The sequence below is a fragment of the Rhodococcus sp. WY5 genome (genome assembly GCF_018588185.1).
Classification (GTDB): domain Bacteria; phylum Actinomycetota; class Actinomycetes; order Mycobacteriales; family Mycobacteriaceae; genus Rhodococcus_F; species Rhodococcus_F qingshengii.
This window is the reverse complement of the sequence record NZ_JAAMPR010000001.1, coordinates 218,988-235,204: the sequence shown is the minus strand read 5'-3', so window position 1 is coordinate 235,204 and position 16,217 is coordinate 218,988. Positions and strand designations below refer to the sequence as shown.

Genomic DNA, 16,217 nt, shown 5'->3' with positions numbered 1-16,217 from the left:
GTTAGTTGTTCGGCACATCCGCGACCTTGATGTCGAAGTTCGCACTTTCACCGTCAACGCTGGTCACGGTAGCTGTGACGTCGTATTCGGTGCCCTGCTCGGTCAGGATGCACGTGATCGATGCGCCGACTTCGGCGTCGAGGTTCTCCGGACACGTCACGTCGTCGGGTGGCTCGCCGATCTTCTCGGCTAGTTGAGTGGAGATCTGACTTGCGACTTCGGACTTGTCCACTTGCGGCGTCCCGACGCTTGCCGAGCAAGCTCCCGTGGCCAATGCCGCCGAGAGTAAGACGATTCCCACTGCAGGCCTCTTTGTCATGTGAACTCCCAGGGTGCGCCGGTGCTCGCTGCTGCCACCTCAGGGATTACCGCATTCGGGACTGTTCAACCGAGTTGCGCGACGCAGTTTTGCGAGGTCAGCGTCGGCGGACCGTCAAGTTGAAGCCTTCGGGCATCAGGGTGAGCCGTTCGGCTACCTTCAACTCGTAGTCCGGATCGGCCTCGATCGTGTATTTCTGCAAGATGGTGCCCAACACGAGGACCGCTTCGTGAATAGCGAATTGTCTTCCGATGCAGGCGCGTTCACCTGTTCCGAACGGCTTGTACACGTGCGCCGGCCTGGCTTTGATGTTGGCAGGCAGGAAGCGATCCGGATCGAACGCCTCGGGATCGTTGCCCCACACCGGATCACGATGAAGTGACGGGATGAGCACGAGCATCCAATCGCCCTTCTTCATCGGATACTTGCCGACGAGCGTCGTGTCTTCGAGCGCCGCGCGCCCGTAGGCGGGAGCGGTCGGCCACAGACGCAATGATTCGTCGAGGACGCGTCGTACGTATCGAAGTTTCGCGATCTTCTCGAAGGCGGGCTCCTCGCCCTCCCATACCTTGTCGACCTCGGCTTGCGCCTTGGCCAGCACGTCAGGGTTTCGTGACAGGTAGTACAGCGCGAACGACAATGCGCCGGAAGTCGTTTCGTGTCCGGCGACGAGGAAGGTCACGACCTGATGGCGGATGTTCAGTTCGTCGATACGGTTGGGATCGTTCTCGCGTGCCGCCCGCAGCATCAGTTCGAGAAGATCTTCGGGCCCCGGTTCGGTACTTGTCCGCCGGGCACGGATAACTTCGTCCACAACCTCGGCCATGTACGCCTTGCGGACCTCGTCACGTTGATCGGCGCGACGTGCGAGCACTCGCCCGAGGGCGGTCGACTTCAGGAACGTCGTGCGCTGCGAATGGGAGAGTGCGCCGACCATTGCCTTGACGAACGGATGCTGTTCTTCACGTTCGAAGGAGTCGAACGAGTAGCTGAATCCAGTGCGTCCGATGGTCTCCAGCGTCAGCTTGGTCATGTCTGCGGAGACGTCGATGGGGGAGTCACTTTCACGACTGTCCCAATGGTCGACCAACTCGCCGGCCACGTCGAGCATGGTGCGGTGGTACGAGCGCATCGCAGTCTGGCTGAACGCCGGTGCCAGGAGATTGTGCGCCTTGCCCCAGTTGGGTTCGTGGTTGTACGCCGTGAACAGGCCGTCGCCGCCGATTCCGCGGAGTGCTTTGACTCCAGGTGCAAGGTGCTTCGCGAACCGGGACTCGTCGGACAGTTCTGCCACCATGTCCGCGCCCGAGGCGAAGACGAAGCGATTTCCCAGGACATTTCTCTCGAAGATCGGGCCGAGTTCGCGGCCGATGCTCACGGAGTTCTGCAGCGGTGTCCGGATATTGATCCCGAGAACGTCCCCGAGGACCGGCAGGCGCCACGCCGGATGCGGGATCCGAGCATCGGTCGTCGCCTCTGGAGTGGTGTCGACGCTCATTGTGTGTCCCCCGGGGTGAGATCGCTTACTGAATTGATGTCTAGTACGCAAAGTACGCCTTACTGAATCGGTGTCAAGTAGTAATCTGACTTGCCTATGGTCGCACCACGAAAACGCCTGGACCGAGAGCAGCGGCGCACGCAGTTGCTCGACATCGGCGCGCAACTTTTTGCCGATCGCTCGTACGAGGATGTGTGGATCGAAGAGGTCGCCGAGATTGCGGGCGTCTCGCGCGGGTTGATGTACCACTATTTTCCGACCAAGCGAGACTTCTTCGCCGCAATCGTCGAGCGCGAATCGCAGCACCTGCTCGAGGTGACCGCACCCGATGCGACGCTACCGGTGCGCGAACAGGTGGCAGCCGGGTTGGACGCCTACTTCGCGTACGTGAAGTCGCACAGCAGGGGAGTGCGCGCCATCAACGTCGGGACGCTCTCGGCCGAGGCCGGTATCCGGGCGATTGTCGAGCGCGAACTCGAACAGCAGCAGATTCGAATCCTCGATGCACTGGGATTCGAGGGCGAAAGAAGACAGCTCGCTGCCGTTGCAGTTCGGGGATGGATCGCGTTCGTCCGAGCTGTCTGCCTCGACTGGCTCGATCAACCTTCCATACCGCAGGAAGAGTTGAGAGTGATCTGTCTGCGGACCCTCTCCGGAGCGTTGGGCATCGACCTCGAAACGTGAAATGCCGACCGCGCGGGAGCGGCCGGCATTTCCACGGACAAGTCTGATCAGTCGAGCGTCGAATAGAGATCGTCCCAGCCCTTGGCGACGTACATGTTGGTGTAGATGGACCCGTAGTACGTACTTCCTTGCAGAACGGTGACGTTCCCGGCCTGCACAGCCGGAAGTCTTTGCCACAACTTGGTGTCCGAGAGTTGTTCGAAGGTGGTGTCATTGCTGTCTGTGACAGAAACCATGAACGCGTCGCAGCCTTGCAGACGATCCATCTCTTCGATGCTCAGTCGTCCCTGATTGTCGAAACCGGTTGTGTTCAATGTTCTTCCGCCGATATCGGCGAGCGTCATGTCGGTGGGTTGACGATTCTTCTTTCCCGTTTCCTCCGACACGGGCAGGCTGTCGATGTAGATCGTGGCCTTGTCCGGACTGTAGGACAAGCTTGCGACGGTTTTGCCCGCGATCGCGGAAGCGTGTCGAGTGCGAATGTCGGTGATCAGAGCGTCATAGTCGGTGATCAGGCGATCCATGGTGGGTGTTCGGCCCAGCCAATCGGAGAGCCGGGTCAGGTTCTCCCGCCACGTCTGCTTCGATTCGGTCGTCAGGACAGGAGCGATGGCTTGGAGCTTTGCAGCGGGCCAGTACTCGTTGTCGGCGTTGACGCAGATGATGAGATCGGGTGCGAGTCCGAGGATCTGCTCCAGATTGGGCTTGTCGCTGAGGTATTCGGCCGAGCCGTCGGCGGGAACCCACTTGGTGACGGGCGAGATGTTGTATCCGAACACCGGTAGTTCCAGGGCAATGGCGAGCTCGAGGTCGGTTCGGGCGTCGACGGCCAAGACCCGCTTGGGGTTGGTAGGTATGTCGTAGGTCCCCAACGGCGTGGTGACGGTGCGCATTTGAGCGTCATCATCGGCCCCTGAACCGTCGCTGGAACTGCAGGACGACAGAATAGTTGCGACTGCTGCCATCCCGGCTCCGATGCCGAATTGGCGACGGGTAAGTGCGTCGACTAGCTCTTGCCAGACGCGTTCGTCCGGCACGGTAGGTGTGTTGGTCAGCATTTTTTCGATACCCTTCGGTCTGAGTCCGTATCGATCGTAGGGTTGGCGATACCAGATCACCTATATCGAAAACCGCCTGATATTAGTCGATTTCGGCCATGGTCCGTGACTTTCGGGTGATGGCGGCGCCGAAGGCTGCAGCGAGCGGGAACATCAGAACGCCGTACACCGCGGCCGGCACTGCCAATTGCACGTTGTCGAGGAGACTGACGGCGATGGTGATCGCCAACGTGCTGTTGTGGATGCCGATTTCCATGGAACTGGCGATGGCCTGACGATCCTCGATGCCGAATATCCGGGGAACGACGTAACCGATCGAGAGGCTCAGTAGGCAGAACAAGGCAGCGACGACGCCGATGTCGACGAGATAGTCCGCGATGTTCTCGCGCTCGGAAACAACCGTTCCGACGATCACCAGTGCCAGAACCACCGCGGATCCGATGCGGACGGGCTTGTCCATGCGCTCGGCAAAGGCGCTCGAGCGCAATCGAACCCACATTCCGAGGGCGACAGGAATCAGTACGACGGCAAAGACCTGAAGTACCTTCGTGAACTGCAGTCCGAGGGTGCCGTCCGCGTCCTCGGGTTCGAAGTAGCCCAACGCGAAGTTGGTGATGAGCGGAAGGGTGACCACCGCTATCACCGAATTGACCGCAGTGAGTGTCACATTGAGAGCGACATCGCCGCGGAACAGATGGCTGAACAGGTTTGCCGTGGTGCCGCCCGGTGATGCGGCGAGGAGCATCATGCCGACAGCGAGCAGTGGGTCGAGGTCGAACAACGTGACCAGACCGAAGGCCGCGGCCGGGAGCAACAACAACTGACAGATCAGGGCAATCGAGACGGCTTTCGGCGCTTTTGCCACGCGGGCAAAATCTCCGACCGTCAAGGAAAGCCCGAGGCCGAACATGATGATGGCGAGTGCGGCGGGTAGGCCGACGGAGGTGAGTGCAGAGTCCATGAGTTAGTGGCTACTTCCAGTCACTGGGGGAATTTCACTGAAACTACCGTGATGCCCGGATCTGCGTGGCAGTTTGGATACATTGATGTATCGAACCGTGACGGCGTCGGTGAGCAGGGTTATCGTCGAATTATGTGCCGAAACATCACTGAACTTCGTGGACTCGAGCCCGCTGCTACGCCGGAGGAGATCGAAGCGGCCTCTCGCCAATACGTACGTAAGGTGAGCGGAATAGCCAAGGTGTCCGACGCGAACCGAGACGCCTTCGAACAGGCGGTGCGTGAGGTGACCGAAACGACGACGCGCCTGCTCAGTGCGTTGCCGCCTCGCAGACAGCCACCTCAGACCGTCCCTCCGTTGCGTCGCCCGGAAGTACAGGCTCGGATCGCTGCTCGTTCGTCCTGACCCGAGTGGATCTCACAGATATCGACGTATGGGACGTCGAAGCCTTGGATCAACTGTCTGCTGGGTTGGAAGGCGTTCTGGTCGCTCACCGCGTTCGCGACATCCGTCGACGGCTGGATACGCTGCGCAAAGAGGCCGTCGCCGACGACTTGCATATTCGTCAGGATGGAACCGTCTCTGCCGTTGCGCCCATCGCCGACGGTCACCCGCTCCACGTGCACGCCCAGTTGCTCGAGGTCGCAGTTCGAGAACTGATCGGTGAGGCACTGCTGGTCAGCGCGGATCTTCATCATGCGTTGTCTCTGCGGTCTCAGGTCGGCACCGACCTCCGTGACAAAGCTGTGCGTGTGGGGGAGGAGTGGCGAGCGTTCAGCCCTGATCGGCAGCGTCAGATGTTGCGTCATGCACCAGGCCTGATCGCCAACCTCGACGGCATTCCTGCTGCGATTCGCAGCCCGGCCAACCTCGATCGAATTCAATCGGAACGAGCACGGCTGCAAGATGATTCAGTCCGAATATCGCAAGAACTTCACCGCGAGTTCTTCGGCGGCAGACTGAGTAACACCGGGGCGGGCCAGTGGTACGCCGAACGCAAACTCGAGGATCTGGACGCGCTCGACGAGTTGTTTCGCGCCGAACCTGATCGACGGTTACTGCTCATGGACATGCGCTCGGGCGAACGAGGCTTCGCTGCAATTGCGATCGGGGATCCGGACACAGCGGATCACATCTCCGTGACGATTCCCGGACTGAACACCAACGTCAAGGACTCGATGCGCGGAATGGTCGGAGAGGCAACGCGATTACGAGCCGCGGCGATGCGGCAACTCGAACTGGCCGGCCGAAAGGAAAGCGTGGCCACCATCGCCTGGATCGGATACGACGCGCCACAGGTGATCGGGCCGGGAAAGTTCGACATCGGTCGGGCCAGCTTCGACGTCAGTCGATCGTCCAAAGCAGGCATAGCCGCCGACGCATTGGGTAGCTTCTTTCACGGTCTTCGTGCCGCGTCGGTCAACGACGGAGTCCATATCACCGCGTTGGGCCACTCCTACGGATCCCTCGCGACTTCTCTTGCGCTGCAACGCGGGGCAAGCGCAGCGGTCGACGACGTGGTGTTCTACGGTTCACCCGGGGTGCGAGCCAAGGTGGAGTCGGACCTCGGTATCGCCGACCGGCACGTCTACGTCATGAAAGCGGAAGGCGACAGTATCGCGGGGTTCGGCCGTTTCGGTGGCGATCCGACGCGCACCGAGTTCCATCGGTTGTCCACGGCCGAGGGGATCACCCCGGACGGAGTGAAACACGAGCGGGCGTTCGGGCATGCGGAGTACGCGAGGACCGGAGACAACGGAGAACTGCGGATGTCGGGATACAACCTCGCGGTTGTGGTTGCCGGACTGCCGGAGTTGGCCGTTATGGCCTGACCTGCTGGCTTACAGTGGCACTCATGCGTCTGAGGCATTCGGCCAGGGGGTTGGTCGTTGACGACCAGTCCCGTCTTCTGCTTTACCGATTCATCGCGCCCGGGGGAGGGCTGACGGTCTGGTGTCCTCCGGGCGGAGGCTTGGAAGGAGACGAAACCCCGTCCGAGGCGCTCGCGCGCGAATTGGACGAGGAGATCGGCTTGCGCGACTACGGCGCAGCCACCCATGTGTGGCATGAGGAGATCCGTGACCCGGCGATATTGCCGGGTTGGGGCGGTGCGATCAACGACTACTTCCTCGTGCCGGTGGCGACCGCATTCGAGCCCTGTGGGTCGTTGGGGCGCGAAGCGCTGGCCGCCGAGCTGGTCGAGCACTTCGAGTGGTGGAGTGTTGACCGCCTCTTGTCACACAGTGGTCGAGAAGTGTTCGGCCACGCGATTTACCCGACCGGTTTGCACGCCTGGTCAAGGATGGGCCATCGAGTGCACCGGATCGATTTGTTCGGTCGCCGTGAGGGATGCGAGGTAGCGATTGAAAACGAACATTTCGGCATCGAAACACGGCTACGCTGGGGTTATGGAGCACTACGTGCGTAAGGACCCCATCCCGTACGCTTCTACGGCTGCGCCGGTCAGTTCTCACAACCGGTTGGCGAGGGCGGCCCAAAAATTGTGGATGGCTCTCCGAGGGCTGATGCGTGATCGGAAGGCGAGTCAGTACACCTCGCTCGCTCCGCGTCATCCCGACGGATCACGTACCGCCGTAATGTCTTTCAACAGCAGCGGCGGAGGGGCCGGATCAGGCGGGGCATGAAGGTCGCTAGTGCGACGCTGCCCGGGGCCCGTCGAATTCTCGACGAACACCGGGCAGTGACGCACTACTCGAACTGGGGTCAGCGGAGGTACTGTCCGCACACCGGCCACGCGCCGGCGCCCTGACCGGCAAGGACGTTTTCAGCAACGCGGACCTGTTCTGCCTGGCTGGCGTTGGCGGCGCTGCCCGCTCCGCCGTAGGCCTCCCACGTGCTCTGGCTGAACTGGAGTCCGCCGTAGTAGCCGTTTCCGGTGTTCGCGGCCCAGTTGCCCGAAGATTCGCATTCTGCGACACCCGACCAGTCGTGGGTGGCTGCGGATGCGGTGCCTGCGCTCAATCCGAGGGCTCCGGCTGCGAGGGCTCCGGCTGCGGCGACAGAGGCAAGTGCACGGGTAACGGTGGTCTTGGTCATTTTCGGTAAATCCTCTCGAGTCCCGCCGACGGAGGACGGTGACCGTCTCAGCTCCGCTCCCACCACTAGGAATGTTGTCGAGTCCGAACCGCGGGGTGGGACGGGCGGTGGCGATTCGGTAATGCCCGGTTGATCGGGCTGTCACCAACCATAAGAGATGATTACGGATTGGTCACGGGTCGGCGTGTCGACACATGTTTGTGCAACAGAAATGCATCAAAGAGTGTTTTCCCAGGTCGCATGGCGATACGCCACCTCTCCCGGCGTTACATAAACGAGATAAAATGTGATGTAAGTCACCTGAAACGTGCCTCGACGGCGTCGATATGCGGCGAATGTGACACTCAATCAGCCCGGTTTGTCGGCTTTTCGACCCGGTTTTCAGTCGTGCTGGAACCCATGTCCAGCCGTGATCTGTTGTCGACCGACCGGCCCGATTTACCTGTAGGGCAGCAGAATTGACAACGAATAACACGCCGCTGGCTCAGACGAGATTCTTGCTCGCCTTGATCCGGCGGCGAATGTCGCGCATCTGAATGGTGTTGCCGGCCTGACGAACGGAGCGTGGGATGAACCTGTTGACGAACGACACGAAAATGAAGAGGTGTTCGAACCGGCGGCGGTCGTCTTCGGTCCACTCGAGATCGAGTTGGTCGCGGTAGATCGGTGGAAGGAATCCGACCGTCAGGAACCGCAACAAGTTTCGGAACACCAGGCGTATAGGCCACGCGATCATCTGTAGGTTGACCAAGTCGATCAGGTACTGCTTGGTGCGTTCGTCGATGACGACGCGTTCGCAACCGAGGTTCCAGTAGCGCTCGAAGTCGGCACGTGTGGCCGGCCACATCTCTTCGGTGACCTGCAGCGTCGTTCCCAAAGTTGACGCGGACTTGTAGAACGACTCCGCCTGTTCTTCGGACATCTTGCCGTGCAGCAACTGATGACTGTCCTCGAAACCGATGAACAGGCATGCAGCAACCCATAATTGGAGTTCGCGATTGAAGGCGTTGTACTTGACCGGGCTGTTTGAATCCGACTTCACATGTCGGTGCACCGAGTTCACGGCCTCGCGGTAAGCCTTTCGCTCTTCCTCGTCACCCAGGATCGCGACCGTCAGGTACTGCGTCGTGGTTCGTGCACGCTTCCACGGATGCGCTGTCAGAGCACCCGATTCGACCTTGCTCTCCATGACGCCGTACGCCACCTCGGGCCAACCGAGTTGCAGGATGACGTTGGCAGCGGCTCCGGCGAACGACCAGAAATCGAGTGCGTCGGTGATGTGTGCGGGCTTATGTGCCCACCGTCTACGCTCGGCCGTGATGGTGATGCGTGTCTGATCGGTGCGAAGCGACGACTCGGACTTTTCCGAATCCAGGTAGTGAGTGGGCATGGATCTTCCTCCGCGTGTGGTGAGTTACTTGGTCTCGACGTTGCTCACGAGCCACCGGTCGCCCGAGCGGACCAGGGACACGACCATGCGGTACTTCTGTGTGTTTCCCTCTGGCGCTGCGACATTCTTGGCTTGTTGGTCGACGAACACGAGCACCTTGGCCGACGAATCGTCCAGTGATCCGATGCCGACGTCTGTCGCCGTCGCGCTCGCCTGACCTTGGCCCCCGGCAACGACTTCCCTCAGGGAATCCACCATCGTTCGGTAGGTGCCGGCAAACTCGTCGGTCGACATCGAGGCGATGGTGTCCTTGTTGACATCGAGGTTCTGATAATCGAAGGAGGACATGATGGTTGAGTAATCCCGTGCGGTGTCCAAAGCCTCCTGCCGCAGCGTGTCTTCCTGATTCGCCGAGTACATCTGGAATCCGAGCACCGCCAATGCTGCGACCAGCGCTACCGCCATTAGTGAGATCAGTGCGTTGCGTGGCTCCTTCAGGCGGTGAAGTAGCGACGGAGAAGTCGGATGTTCGGCCACCTCGGCTTCTGTCTCGTCGAGTAGTGCGTTGTCACCGTGTGCCATTTCCCAGTCCTTCCAACATCAATCTCCAGTAGTTCAGGGCGTCGACTCCGGTCGGGACGAGAATCGGATCTGCGACGACGGGCGGTCCGATCGGAGTGCCCGGGACGGTCGAGTTCTGCAAACCGAGGTCGTTCGGACGCGGAGCATTCTGTGCTCCGCGTTGGACCAGGTCGTCGGCGGGGGGACAGTACATCGCCAGACTCGGACTGGTGGGAGACAGATCGCCGACCTCACGCCGAGGGGTGTCGTAGTTGCAGACCGGCCCCTGGGTCGCAACCAAGGCAAAGTCGGCGCGATCGCCTTTGACGATGGATGCCAGTTTGGCGAGACCTTCAGGAATCGTGACAAGTCCGGTTTCCAGGGCCTCTGTGCGGTCGGAGATGATCGGTGCGACAGTGACGAGATTGGCCAGGACCGCTCCGAAAGTGTTGTGGTACTTGTCGAACAACTGTTGAGCGCTGTTCAGGGCGGCGGGCGAATGATCGGTGAGGTAGATCAGCACCGGCGCGTTGGATTCGAGTTGTTCGGTGAAGTTCTTGGCAGCTGCCATTCCCCGGACGAACGAATCCGATTGTGTCGCGATGGATTCCACCAACGTGGAGGTTCGCGACAGCAGCGCAGCGAGTTCGGCCGACTGGTCGTTCAACTGCGCCGACATGGTCCCACCGTTGTCGATCATCGTCGCCAAGCTCGGGCCGAGCCCGTTGAACGAATTCCCCAGCTCGGTCCCGATGTCGCTGATCGCTTGTGGATCAATCCCTTCCAAGACACCGGACGCCTGAAGCATCAACTGGCTCATCTGGACCGGTTGCTGATCCGCGGGCATGGCGATCTCGTCGCCGTCCCTAAGATACGGGCCGTGGTCTGTGTTGGGGTAGATGTCGACATTCTGAATTCCGGCTGCGGTCCCCATCGTCACCTTGGCGACGCTGTCGGTAGGTATCTCGGTGTTGTCGTTGAGTGAGAGTTCCACCCGAGCCGTGCGGGTGCCTGCGTCGAGTTCGACTTCACTCACTTTCCCCACCTGTACGCCGCGATACGTGACGACCGTGCCCTTGGTCAGTCCGAAGGCGTCGGACATGTTGGCGTGCAGCCGGATTTGACCCCCGAAACCCTGAGGGCCGACCACGTAGACGATCCCGAAAGGGATGACCACAGCAGCGATCAGAGCGAACAGGACAAGTTGAACAAGCGCAAGGCGACTCAACGCGGACCTCCCTGAAGTAGATCGGTGAGAGTTCCCGCTGGTGCGATCGATTGACCGGCCATACCGCCGCTCCAGAGCTTGTCGATCGTTCCCGGAATATCCAGGGCGCCGTCGAAAACGAGGTAGTCACCCTGCACTGCACCGGTGAAGTTTTCGAGCAACCCGTTCATGTTCGTCAGCGTCTGGCCGATCTCCGAGTTGAACGAATCCAGAGTCCCGACAACGGTCGACGCATCGTGCAGCATCGCGTCGAGGCCGTTGGGAGACGAGTCGAGAATGGTGTTTGCGTTGGTGGCGAGCTGAACGGTCGAGTTCAACAGGCTCGCAATCTGATCCTTCTGTCCCACGAGAATCGACACCACCTGTGGAACGGAATCGAGGTAGTTGTCGACAACTACGCGTTGGCCGGCCAGTTGGGAGGAGACCCGGGCAGCGAGGTCGACGGCCTCGTCGAACTCGCTGCGGTGACTGCTTGCCTCTGCCATGAGCGAGGTGAGGGTCTCGGTCAGAGAACGAACTTCACCGGAGCGCCCGGAAAACGCGGTGTTCAGCTCGCGCACCACGGTATCGAGTTGGTCGATGCCGCTTCCGGTCAGAACCGTGCCGAGGGTGGCAAGCGCACTTTCGACCTGCGGACCGATCTCGGTGCGAGACTCCGGAATTGTGTCTCCGTCGCTGAGCGTGGAGCCGGACGGAACTTCCGGCACCAAGAGTCTGATGAACGGATTGCCAAGTGCGGACGGGAGTTCGACGGAAGCTTCGACGTTGTCGGGCAATGGCGTCGCGGCGTCCAGACTCAGAGTCACATCGGCTCCGACGACATCGGCTGACAGCGCGGATACTCGACCGATGACTTTCTGGCCGCTGCGGACGTCTGCTCCCAACACCAGGCCGTCGGCGCCGGCCAGCTGCAGCGCCACGTTGTACGCGTCACCGTCGGCCGAACGACCCAGGGGTAGGTCTTGAATGCCTGCGCTACAGCCGCCGAAGGCGAGCACGGCCGCAGAACCCACACCGATGATCACGATACCGGCGATTATTCGAACCGATTGCCGCGTCAATTGCCACCTCCGGGGACGGCTCCGCCGGAAATCGCGGAGGCGATGCCGAGCGGATCAGAAGTGCTGAGGGGGAAGGAAATCGGATTCGTGAACCCGGCTCCGGTGCAGATCGGCAACTTGTAGGTGTCGCACAGCGGTTTCGCCACCGCGAACTGAGTCAATGCAGTCGAGACGTTGAGCCGAATGCGCCCGCGCTGATCAGGACCGATTGTCTGGGAGAGGTTCTGCATCATCAACGGCACCAGGTCCATGAACTCGGCGAGGCCGGGTTCTTTGGCAGCCAGAGTGTCACCGAGAACTCGCACGTTGTCGGCTATGGCACCGACATCATCGCCGTGAGTTGTCATGAAACTGTTCAACTGGTCGAAGACCACCTGCAGATCCTGCAGAGGCTGTGAGATGTCCATGTTCTGGCTCGCCCATTGATCACCCAGGACGCCGAGGTCGCCGACAAGTTCGTCGAGGCTGACCTGCCGTGCGTCCAGAGCATTCATCAAAGTGTTGAGATTGTCGACAAGGGCACCGATGTCTTCCGACCGAGCGCCGACAACTCCGGTTGCTGTGCTGAGGTTGCGAATTGCGGTGTTGAATTGATCGCCCTGGCCCTGCCACCCGGCGGCGCCGCGGCTCACGAGATCGCCGAGATTGCCCCCATCCCCGGCAAATGCGTCGGCCAAAGTGCTGACGCTTCCCATCAAGCCGTCGAAATCTATGGGGGAGTGGGCACGTTCGATCGGAATCTGGTCGCCGTCTTTCAGTGTCTCTCCGCCGGTGTACGCCGGGCCGAGTTCGATGTGTCGATCGCTGATCACCGATGGATTGAGGACATAGGCCGAGGCGTCGGCGGGCAGGTCCACGGAGTCGGGCATCGACATCGCTACTCGAACAGAAGTTCCGCGAGGTTCCACCGACGTGACCGTCCCGACGCCGACTCCGAGGACGGTGACCTTGCTTCCCTCGTAGATTCCGCCGACGTAGCTGAAATCGGCGTAGACGGTCTTGGACTGATCTGTTCGTCCGAATATGTACCAACCGGGCAGGGCGATCGCCAAGGTCACTACCAGCATGGCCGTGACGGCTTTTCGTGTATTCACTTGCAGCCCTCCATGATGCCGAGCGCGCAGAGCAGATTGTCCGGGATCACGGCCGCCGGCGCGTTGACGTCGGTCCAATTGCCGGTGCCGGTTGAATCGGTGACCGAACGCAGCGCGGAAGGAAGACGAGTCAACAGCAGGTCGATCTGATCTGCGTTGTTCTTCAGCGTGGTGGTGACCGCGACGAGGTTGTCGGTCATGGCTCCGAACTCGTCCTGACGATCGACGAAAGTGGTGGAGAGCTTCGAGATGATGATTGTCAGGTTGTCGACCAGCTGAGTCAGTGCGTCCTTGCGCATCGCAAGAGTTCGAACGATCGTCTGAGCATTGGCCGCAGTACCGACGATCGAATCGGTTTGTGCCGCAGCCATGTCCGACAGCTCACGAGACATGATGAGAATCTGGTCGATCTGTTCACTGTTCTGCGCGAAAGCCGCCGAGGCGCCGCTGATTCCGGCCAGAGCCCGGCCCACCTGATCGGAATCAGTGGGAATCACCTGCGAAAGGGTGTTCATCATGGACTCCATCGCCTGTAGGTCGACGCCTGTTGCCGCAGTGGTGGCATCACTGCTGACGTCGTCGAGGCTGTACGGCACGGTTGTGCGGGAGAGCGGGATGACCCGCGCCTCGGAGTCGTCGACCACTCCGGCCGGCACGATCTCCAGGTAGCGCTTGCCGAGGACCGTCTTGAGCCTGACCGTCGCCGTGCTCTGGTTTCCCAAAGGCTGGTCCTTGTCCAAGCGGAAGTTGACGACGACGTGGTCGCCGGCAAGGTCGATCGAATCCACTCGGCCCGCGGGAACCCCGGCCACGTAAACCGGATCGGTGTCGGAAAGCCCGCTGGCATTGGCTAACTTGGCTGTGTATGCCGACGTGCGTACGTTGTACCAGAGCTTCGGAATGCCCAAGGCGGCGCCGAGTCCCACCACCAGAACGAAGATTCCGAGACTGCCCAGGGCGAGAGCGGTGCCGCTACCGCTGCGACGGCGATCCCCTTTGAACAGGAAGAGCATGATGCCGACGAACACGTCGATCAGCTTGACCAGGAACATCATGAGCACACCGGCGAGTGTGTCGGACCGAAGATGTTGGCTTCCATGTCGCCTGCCTTCAGAGTGAAATTGCACAGATACAGGCTGATGAAACTTCCGTAACTTCCGATCCGGTTGGCGGCGTCGGCGAACTGGGGAAGGTTGACGAGAAGTCTGTTGAACTCGTCGGTGCTCGCAATCCAACTCCCGGTGACACTTTCGAGTTGTTGCACGGTCTGACCGAATGCGCCGTTCGACCCGGCCATGATCTGAGCCAACGACGAGACAGTGCGGTTTCCCTGATCCAAGAGCGAGACCAGTTGATCGTTCTGCCCGACGACGGAAGTACTCAGATCGTTCAAACCGTCCAACAGACCGACCAATTCGGGTTGACGCTCGTCGACGGAGGTGAGAAGGGTGTTCATGTTCGTGAGTAGTTGCGCGAAGACGTCCTGACGGTCGACCAGGCCGGAACTCATGGTCGCGATCTGGTCGAGCAGGGTGGTCATTGCCTTGCCCTGGCCGTTGAAGGTTTCGACAAAACTTCGCGTGAGCGTGTTGACCTGCTCGGGCTGCAGCGCGGCGAACAACGGTTTGAACCCGTTCATCAGGGCCGTCAAGTTGATCGGCGGTGTTGTCTGCGCCAGCGGTATCGTGTCACCTGGTTCGAGCTGTCGTGCGGATACCGTTGTTGCGCTGTCGTCTTGCGTCAGTGCCAGATATCGAGCACCGAGCATGTCGCCGTAGCGCACGGCGGCACGGACATCCGACTCGAGGGAATATCGCGACTCGATTTCGACGTCGACGATCGCCTTGCTCGTCCCGCCTCCGTTGTCGGCGAACGCAACCGAGTCCACGCGGCCGATACGCACACCCGACATGGTGACCGGGTTGCCCGGGTTGAGTCCTTCGACGTCGGTGAACTCGAACGAGTACGAATCGGTGCTTCCGCGAACCGGGACCGACAACGTGTTCGCCACGAACGACGCGCAGGCGACGCCGGTGAGACAGAAGAGTGACAACCGAATTACCTGGCCAGGACGGACCTTCACGGGACGGTCACCTCGTTACCTCTGACCATCGGCCCCAACATCAGTGTTGTTGCCGGGTTGGGGGTATCCGAGGGTTCCGGCGATCCGCCCAGTAGTTGATCTTCGAGGTACCGCAGGGGGGCCGCTTCGGCTACGCCGCCCACGACCGGGGCACTGACGGGTTGTTCAGGCGTCAGGTTGGAGCCCGAACACTGTGCTCCGCGCGAGTCACCGTACTGCGGGCAATCATCACCCGTGTATGGGAGCGGTTCGGCGAACGTGGCAACTGCTGTGATGTCGAACTTTCCGGTGGCGAAGACTCGAGCGCCCGCGGCGCCGAACGTACTGGCATTGGCGAGGGTGGAACGCAGTCCTCCGGGATTGGCCGCGGTGGTTGCGAGTATCTTTCCGGCGGAATCGATCACAGTGATGATGTTTCGGTTGTTCGCCCCGACAAAATCGTCGACGGTAGCGGCGAAGACTGCGGCCGCGCCGATCGAGGACTCGAGATTCGCTCTGTTGGCGACCATGTCGTTCGAGACGGTTGTGGCGGCTGCCAAGGTATCGAGAATGTCGGGGGTCGCACGGTCCAACGCGTCGACGACCGACTTGAATTCGGGTGTCGATTCGAGGAATTGGTGTGCGGCGGGTGTCAGTACGCCGGACGCGGCACTGAGATTGTCTATCGTGGTACCGATCTCGGCTCCTTTTCCGTCGAGCGCCTGGCCCAGCGCAGTCAGGGCTGTCTGCAACTTCTCGGGCTGCATCGCAGTGAGGACGCCCACCAACTTGGTGTACACGTCGTAGAGCGCAACGGCTTCGGGACCGTCGTCCATGTGGATCTCGTCTCCGTCCGCCAGAGTCGTCTGGCCCTGCTCATTCGGACTGTCCACGAGCTGCATGTAGATGTCGCCGAAGAACGTGCGTGGAACAACGCGAGCCACCACGTCAGCGGGAATCTTCGACGCGTCATCGGTCTGAATCTGCAACTGCACAACGGATTCGGCGGTACCTGATTCGATTTCGCCGATTCGGCCGACGTTGACGCCGTGGTACCGAACCGGAGCTTCACCGCTGATGAGACCGGCTGTGGCTGGAACAGCGACGAAGATGTCGGTGCTCTGCTCGAGATTTCCCGAACCGCGTAGAACCATTGTCACGGCGGCGGCGACGGTGACGACTATGGCGATCGCGCCGCGAAGGGCGTACACGATCTTCGTGCGTGTAGTGAGTCTGTCCACGGC

Annotated in this window: 16 protein-coding genes and 1 pseudogene; 4 read left to right on the top strand and 13 right to left on the bottom strand. The window is 60.8% G+C overall.

Going from position 1 to position 16,217, the window contains the following annotated elements:
- Position 1: 1 nt before the first annotated feature.
- Together G4D79_RS01015 and G4D79_RS01010 are read right to left on the bottom strand one after the other, a co-directional pair.
- Entirely contained in the window at positions 2 to 319 is a 318-nt protein-coding gene (locus tag G4D79_RS01015) for a DUF4333 domain-containing protein (protein WP_020906277.1), read from the bottom strand.
- 97 nt (positions 320 to 416) lie between these two features.
- Positions 417 to 1,817, bottom strand: coding sequence for a cytochrome P450 (locus tag G4D79_RS01010; RefSeq protein WP_007734205.1), 1,401 nt, complete (start codon positions 1,815 to 1,817; stop codon positions 417 to 419).
- Positions 1,818 to 1,913: 96 nt separating this feature from the next.
- Here G4D79_RS01010 and G4D79_RS01005 point away from each other — a divergent pair, with 96 nt between their 5' ends.
- On the top strand, positions 1,914 to 2,501 hold the full coding sequence (locus tag G4D79_RS01005; protein ID WP_003945528.1) for a TetR/AcrR family transcriptional regulator: 588 nt from the start codon (positions 1,914 to 1,916) through the stop codon (positions 2,499 to 2,501).
- A gap of 47 nt (positions 2,502 to 2,548) precedes the next feature.
- Here G4D79_RS01005 and G4D79_RS01000 read toward each other — a convergent pair whose 3' ends face one another.
- Positions 2,549 to 3,559, bottom strand: coding sequence for an ABC transporter substrate-binding protein (locus G4D79_RS01000; protein WP_058039309.1), 1,011 nt, complete (start codon positions 3,557 to 3,559; stop codon positions 2,549 to 2,551).
- 82 nt (positions 3,560 to 3,641) lie between these two features.
- A complete protein-coding gene (locus tag G4D79_RS00995) occupies positions 3,642 to 4,520 on the bottom strand; it encodes a bile acid:sodium symporter family protein (protein WP_003945620.1) in 879 nt (292 codons plus the stop codon).
- 132 nt (positions 4,521 to 4,652) lie between these two features.
- On the opposite strand from G4D79_RS00995, the gene G4D79_RS00990 reads away from it, so the two are divergent.
- The 3 genes from G4D79_RS00990 to G4D79_RS00980 are packed head-to-tail and all read left to right on the top strand — an operon-like array spanning position 4,653 to position 6,948.
- Positions 4,653 to 4,925: a DUF2277 domain-containing protein gene (locus G4D79_RS00990; RefSeq protein WP_003945457.1), complete on the top strand. Its 273-nt coding sequence runs from the start codon at positions 4,653 to 4,655 to the stop codon at positions 4,923 to 4,925.
- 5 nt (positions 4,926 to 4,930) lie between these two features.
- A complete protein-coding gene (locus tag G4D79_RS00985; protein WP_099697037.1) occupies positions 4,931 to 6,352 on the top strand; it encodes an alpha/beta hydrolase in 1,422 nt (473 codons plus the stop codon).
- A gap of 23 nt (positions 6,353 to 6,375) precedes the next feature.
- On the top strand, positions 6,376 to 6,948 hold the full coding sequence (locus tag G4D79_RS00980; protein WP_235867742.1) for an NUDIX domain-containing protein: 573 nt from the start codon (positions 6,376 to 6,378) through the stop codon (positions 6,946 to 6,948).
- Between the two features lie 302 nt (positions 6,949 to 7,250).
- Here G4D79_RS00980 and G4D79_RS00975 read toward each other — a convergent pair.
- The 9 genes and pseudogenes from G4D79_RS00975 to G4D79_RS00935 form a co-directional block, all read right to left on the bottom strand.
- Positions 7,251 to 7,577 (bottom strand): annotated as a pseudogene (locus G4D79_RS00975) (transglycosylase family protein); the annotation flags it as partial.
- A gap of 484 nt (positions 7,578 to 8,061) precedes the next feature.
- Entirely contained in the window at positions 8,062 to 8,967 is a 906-nt protein-coding gene (locus tag G4D79_RS00970) for an oxygenase MpaB family protein (RefSeq protein WP_099697036.1), read from the bottom strand.
- A gap of 24 nt (positions 8,968 to 8,991) precedes the next feature.
- Entirely contained in the window at positions 8,992 to 9,549 is a 558-nt protein-coding gene (locus G4D79_RS00965) for a hypothetical protein (protein ID WP_047269603.1), read from the bottom strand.
- Positions 9,536 to 10,756, bottom strand: a complete 1,221-nt coding sequence (locus tag G4D79_RS00960) for an MlaD family protein (RefSeq protein ID WP_099697035.1) — start codon at positions 10,754 to 10,756, stop codon at positions 9,536 to 9,538. The genes G4D79_RS00965 and G4D79_RS00960 overlap by 14 nt, the downstream gene beginning before the upstream one ends.
- Positions 10,753 to 11,817: an MCE family protein gene (locus G4D79_RS00955; RefSeq protein ID WP_007734227.1), complete on the bottom strand. Its 1,065-nt coding sequence runs from the start codon at positions 11,815 to 11,817 to the stop codon at positions 10,753 to 10,755. Before G4D79_RS00955 ends, G4D79_RS00960 begins: the two co-directional genes overlap by 4 nt.
- Positions 11,814 to 12,911, bottom strand: coding sequence for an MCE family protein (locus G4D79_RS00950; RefSeq protein ID WP_003945762.1), 1,098 nt, complete (start codon positions 12,909 to 12,911; stop codon positions 11,814 to 11,816). The genes G4D79_RS00955 and G4D79_RS00950 overlap by 4 nt, the downstream gene beginning before the upstream one ends.
- Positions 12,908 to 13,963, bottom strand: a complete 1,056-nt coding sequence (locus G4D79_RS00945; RefSeq protein WP_099697082.1) for an MCE family protein — start codon at positions 13,961 to 13,963, stop codon at positions 12,908 to 12,910. Before G4D79_RS00945 ends, G4D79_RS00950 begins: the two co-directional genes overlap by 4 nt.
- Positions 13,963 to 14,994 carry an MCE family protein gene (locus tag G4D79_RS00940; protein ID WP_099697034.1) on the bottom strand — a complete coding sequence of 344 codons (1,032 nt, stop codon included), beginning with the start codon at positions 14,992 to 14,994 and terminating at the stop codon, positions 13,963 to 13,965. The genes G4D79_RS00945 and G4D79_RS00940 overlap by 1 nt, the downstream gene beginning before the upstream one ends.
- Positions 14,991 to 16,214, bottom strand: coding sequence for an MCE family protein (locus tag G4D79_RS00935; RefSeq protein ID WP_099697033.1), 1,224 nt, complete (start codon positions 16,212 to 16,214; stop codon positions 14,991 to 14,993). The genes G4D79_RS00940 and G4D79_RS00935 overlap by 4 nt, the downstream gene beginning before the upstream one ends.
- Between the last annotated feature and the right edge of the window lie 3 nt (positions 16,215 to 16,217).